The organism is Saccharomonospora sp., from assembly GCF_027317685.1.
GTDB lineage: Bacteria > Actinomycetota > Actinomycetes > Mycobacteriales > Pseudonocardiaceae > Saccharomonospora.
On the sequence record NZ_DAHVQP010000065.1, the window covers coordinates 1 to 5,324 of the forward strand.

Consider the following 5,324-nt stretch of genomic DNA (forward strand, 5'->3'; position numbering starts at 1 on the left):
CATCACCGTACGATCCGGTTGATCCAGCCACAACGTGTGCGCGCCGTTCGACGACACGGTCAACCCGAAACGGGTGGGCTCAGGACGGCCGAGGTCGTCCCACCACGCGGCGAGATCCAACAGGTTCCGCCACAGATCACCAGGTCCCCCGTGCACGACGGTCGCCTGCCCACCGGGCTCGGGACAGGCGCGCGCCCAGGCACCCGTGGCGGGATTGCTCAACGAGTAGAGATCACCGTCGTCGCTGTGCACGATGACCCGGCGCACATGGGGGTAGACGATGGCATGCAAGCACTGCAGGGACCTTTCCTCAAGAAAGGGTGGAAGAGGAGCCTGATAGGTGGTGCCGTCGCGATCGGCGGCCGCGATGATGTCCTGCACGGTCGGCGCGATCTCGCTGAGGTCGGCGCGACGGAACATGAAAGCGGCGTAGTCGGTGAACCGACCACAGGCACTGTGATCGGTTGTGACGGTGAGCCTGGCCAAGGTGAAGCCCAGATTGACCAGGATGATCCCGCTGGGGCGGACCTGGGTCAGCCATGCTTCGGGAACACGCGGCAGGCCGCAGGTGGCGATGATCCTGTCGTAGTGGGTCGTCGCGGGGACACCGAGCGCACCGTCACCGACGACCAGCCGGGGCCGATACCCGAGTCCGGCCAGTCGTGTCCGTGCCCGCTCGACGAGACACGGGTCGATGTCGACGCTGGTGACAGCATGATCGCCGAGCACATGACACAGCAACGCGGCGTTGTAACCGGTGCCGGTCCCGATCTCCAACACCCGATATCCGGGGTAGACATCGAGTCGTTCCAGCATCAGCGCCATCAGCGACGGTGTGGTGGAGCTGGACGTGGCAGTCCCACCGGAATCGAGCTGGGTCACCAATGCGACATCGCTGTAGACGGCGGCCAGCGCACCAGCACGATCCATGGTCAGATCATGGTGAGTGCACCGGCCGGCCGTCGGGTCATGCACGGTGAACCGATCGACGAATTCCTCCCGCGGTATGGCAAGGAACGCCTCACGCCACCGTGGTTCGTGCAGGAAACCGTCCTCCACCAAGTGGTCGACCAACCGGGCACGTAGCTGGGCACTGTCTGCGCTCGTCGTGGTCACGTGCGGGCTCCGTTCGATTCAGTTGGTGAAAACACTGCGTCGATGTCGTCGGCGTTGCTGGGAAAGCCATGCCCGCTGGACGTCGACGTCGGTTTTTCAACCTAGGTTCGCCGGGCTGTGTCGACGTCGAGGATGAGTCGCAAGCGATAAGAATCGGCGTGAACGAATCCAAAAGTGCGCACTGACCAGAAGCGACTTCTCACGGAGGGGTGATACTCGACGAGAGCGCTGCAGTCGCTGCGAGCGTCATCGACGCCCGGGTGGCAGAGCCAAACCGATGCGTATCGCGAACAGCCTCACACAGTCCGCACACCGGCCATTGCGAGCACGTGATCTCGACATGTCATCGGCGCAGCACGGGAGGGCCTGGCTGGGTAGGCCATCGGTGACGGACGTTGAACGGCATGACGACCGTGGACCGCAGTGTTGTCACACCGTCATGAAGCACGAAGAGACGCGCTGTCGACCTCGCTTCGCGGGGATGTCCTGTCGTCGGTGCCCTGTCAGGTGTGCGACTCGGTGAGAAACGGTCGAACCTCGATCCATTCGTGGATCGGTTCGCCTCCCGCACCGGGAGCGGCGGAGAGCTCACCGGCCAGTTCAGCGGCACGGTCCCAGGAGTCCACGTCGACGATCATCCATCCGGCGATGAGGTCCTTGTCCTCGGAGAACGGGCCATCGGTCACCGGCGGATGTCCCTCGCCGTCGTAGCGCACGAACGCGCCTTCAGGCGCCAAGGCCTGAGACTCGACGAACTCGCCCGTCTCTTTCAGTCGGGATGCGAAGTCGCGCATGAACTTCATATGCTCGTCGACCTCTTCCGAGGTCCATCGACCCATCGGCACCCAGTCACCGATAGGGGCCGGCCCGCCTCGATAGTGCTTCAACAGTAAGTACTTCATGGTGCCTCTTCCTCCCGCACGTCACGGGTTGTCCATCCAATGCCGTGTCCTCGGTGGTCGAAGTCAGGTGGTGCTCCACGGCCGTCACTTCACTGAATGCCCACACCGTGCCGCGAGAGAACATCGCCCATGGTCGGCTTCGACAGGGTTGAAGAAGATGCCCTCACCCGGTGAGGGGAGAGGCCGGGCGAGAAAGCCCATCGTCGATGCGGCGTGTGAACCGACACGGCGATACTGCAGTCACGCCGCCGTGCGGATGCTCCCACCTCGCGATATCGATGGGCAGGACCGGGAACCGGGTGATACCGCAGCGTGGAAATCCGAAACACGGTGGCCCCGGCCGCGAGTGGACCCGCCCCGCCGTTTCGGCGAACCACGGCATCGGGCGTCCGTAGCCCCCTTTGTCGGAGCGCGCTCGCGCGAAGTGCTATGCGACAAGCTCTCAAGCCGGACCTCAAACCATCATTTCAGGCGTCCCGACCATCGACTTAATTTCGTCACGGTGACGGAAGAAAAGCCCGGTCCTTGAGGCCACACTCGTCCTAAATTCGGACAAAACCACCAAAAATCGAGGCGCAGGATCGGCCCCGCCCCGCTGCCGGTAGGGCCACCGACCCCTCGTCGCCCCCAGCTGTCGACAGCTTCTGCATGCCCGCGACAACAGCGCACAGTCTGCCGAAGCGGATGCATCGTGCGCCTCCGATCGCAGTGGCCGCCCCCGGAGCCTTCGAGCCCCGATAGTCGCGGCCCGCCCCGGCCCCTTCGTGTACGCCGACAGGGGGCACTTCCTCTCGCGCCCTCGGCACCCACCCGTGTGAGGCAGCCTCGTTTCGCGTGTCGGCGCGCAAAGGGGTGCCGATTACAGATGGCACATAACATCCATTGTGTGCCACCTAGTTTCACGGTATCGCGTATCGATAAACTATTTCGCGTATCGCGTTCGCGAAACTAAACCCGCAGGTAAGCCTGGAAAAGAAGAGACTTCCCTGCCCGAACCGCAGGGGACGACGAACCGCATCACCGTGCGACGACGCACGTGTGTGGAGCCGGCCGAGTTGAGCGCGCCCGCTCGCGGTACGCGACGGAGTCCTGGCTGTGCGACCGACCGATGTCCTGTCGGCCCGCCTGCCGAGGTGATGCGCTCCTCAACGCGGGGATGTCACCTCGACCGGCACCCTCGGGCGGCGTCGAGGTGGAGAAGTTGCGCCCAATCCCGGCCGGGATGGTCGGGGCATGCACCGGCGGTGGCGCGTCACCGGTTGCGTTTTTGATCGTTGTCCGTGTCAGCTGCGCCTCGGCCGACCAGAGCGAAGCAGGTGGCGACGACCGCGGTGCCGCTCGCCGTGAGGGCGAGCACCAGGCTCAGTGACACGAACAACAACAGCGCCCCGACACCGGCTCCCGCCAACATGGCGGCGATGGACCCGAGCCGCCGATGCGGACGCGCCATGGGACCCCGGGCGATCTGACTGTCGGTCACGACACCGGCGAGGGAAAGTGTGAGCACAGTGGTGGTCAGGTCATGGACACCGAGGTGATGCACCGTGCCGTTCTGGATTCCCAAAGCCACGGCCAGCACCGCCACCAGGGCGATGACGAAAGCCTCGATACCGAACGCCGTGGGCAACCACCGCCGCGGGGCCCGGTCGAACCGGTTCGCCACCCGCCCGGCGATCAGTGCTCCCACGACGAACCCACCCAACGCCACCAGCGGCGTGGTCGGTTCGACATGCGCGTCGGGGTGAAGGCTGAGACCGAGGAACGTGATGTTGCCGGTCATGTTCGCGACGAACACCTGCCCGAGTTCCAGGAAACTCACGGCGTCCACGAGTCCGGTGACGAAAGTCAGCAACAACAGCAAACCGACGGTCCACCGACGACTCACGGAACTTTTCGTCTCGGCGACCGTCATATCGAGCAGCATGGCCGTGCCGGAGCTGTCCCGGTGCTCGAATCACCCCACGGGGGACCCCCGATCAGGACCGCATCGACGCAGGTCGTGTGGTGAGCAAGTCCGCGAGTTTGGGTGGACACGACCCGTGACGGCCGAGCAACGACGCCAGCCCCCGCAGCGGTGACCTCTGCAACGGAAGAACTGTCCCGCACACCGGTTCCACCAGCGATTTGCACCGCTTCCGTGGCGCTCGAACGTAGGAGGGTGAGACGGAAACGACTGCATCGGGCGTTCCACCGCGCCCGTCACGGGTGGGGATGGGGAGCGCGATACGCGACGGCCGCCCTGATCCGAAAACCGCGTTCCACGGCATCCCGTGACGGCTGGCAGCCGGAGCCCGCGAGATGCTGCTGGACGTCATGCTGTGAGCACATGACGAACGGCTCGCACCCAAGCTCGAACAGCGATCGACACGGCCTGGACGAACACGGGATCGGTGCGAGACGAACTCTGGCACGCCGCCTGGCGGCTCCTGGACTAGGCGGATCTCAGTGGGAGATGGAGGCGGTAGGACGACAAGATCGAGGCGGTGCTGCGGTTCCTACTGGAACCCGACCCCAGCCCCCGCCACGTGCCGCGGATACGGCTGCTGACCTGCCTACCACTCGAGCCCTCCTCCACGTCGGAGAGCGGTCCCGAGCCCAAACCCGCAGCACTCATTGAGATCGCGACTGGGGACAAGCCGTGCGCGAGGCTCTCTTCGACCTGCTGTGTACCACCGATACTCACCGAACTCACCCAGGCCCTACAGAGGAGCTTCAGAGGAACCTGGGAACACGGTGTCCCTGAGATCGCCGATTACGCTCTGTGGGACGACAACGGCGAACCCCGGCCACTGTTGCGGACACCTCACCCATCTCGCCCACATGCGCTGCCCCACGAAACAACCCAGCACTCCGGTTGTTCGTCCGACTAGACCCGCTGACCACCCGACCCCGCAACGTCGCCATGGCATGCGGGGACGGCCACAACATTCGGCACACCCCGCGCGTTCGGTGTTGGTGGCGTACCAGCTGGGCGGGCTGATGGAGTTCGCTAGGCTGCCCGAGAACGAGCTCGACATCGATGCCGTCCTCACCGGGCACGGGGAAACCGCCCCGCTCGACGCGGTCGCGCTGTCGATACACCGGCTCGACGCCGCGGTCATGCTGTCCATGGTGTTCAACTCCGAAGCACCCGACGAGGAGGCCGGTGTCGCCACCGTCGACCGGCTCCATGAGCTGCGTGAGCGTCTGCTGTGGGAGTGGGACCGATGGCCAGGCATGCGACGCCCGTCTTGCCGAACGACAGCGACTCCTCTCACCGAGGAGAATGACCGGAGCGTCCACTCCAACCTGATACCGAGACTGGGG

The 5,324-nt window shown here is 64.9% G+C and carries 4 protein-coding genes; 1 reads left to right on the plus strand and 3 read right to left on the minus strand.

Annotated features, from left to right (window positions below):
• The 3 genes from M7H19_RS07980 to M7H19_RS07990 form a co-directional block, all read right to left on the minus strand.
• Positions 1–1,116 (minus strand): methyltransferase domain-containing protein (locus tag M7H19_RS07980; RefSeq protein WP_298178996.1); only part of this gene is annotated, 1,116 nt, incomplete at its 3' end.
• 503 nt (positions 1,117–1,619) lie between these two features.
• The gene (locus M7H19_RS07985; RefSeq protein ID WP_015786268.1) at positions 1,620–2,018 is read right to left on the minus strand and encodes a YciI family protein; all 399 of its coding nucleotides are present in this window, start codon (positions 2,016–2,018) and stop codon (positions 1,620–1,622) included.
• A 1,252-nt stretch (positions 2,019–3,270) separates the two neighbouring features.
• Positions 3,271–3,930, minus strand: coding sequence for a YoaK family protein (locus tag M7H19_RS07990; protein ID WP_298179009.1), 660 nt, complete (start codon positions 3,928–3,930; stop codon positions 3,271–3,273).
• A gap of 995 nt (positions 3,931–4,925) precedes the next feature.
• Here M7H19_RS07990 and M7H19_RS07995 point away from each other — a divergent pair.
• Positions 4,926–5,324 (plus strand): hypothetical protein (locus M7H19_RS07995; protein WP_298179011.1); only part of this gene is annotated, 399 nt, incomplete at its 3' end.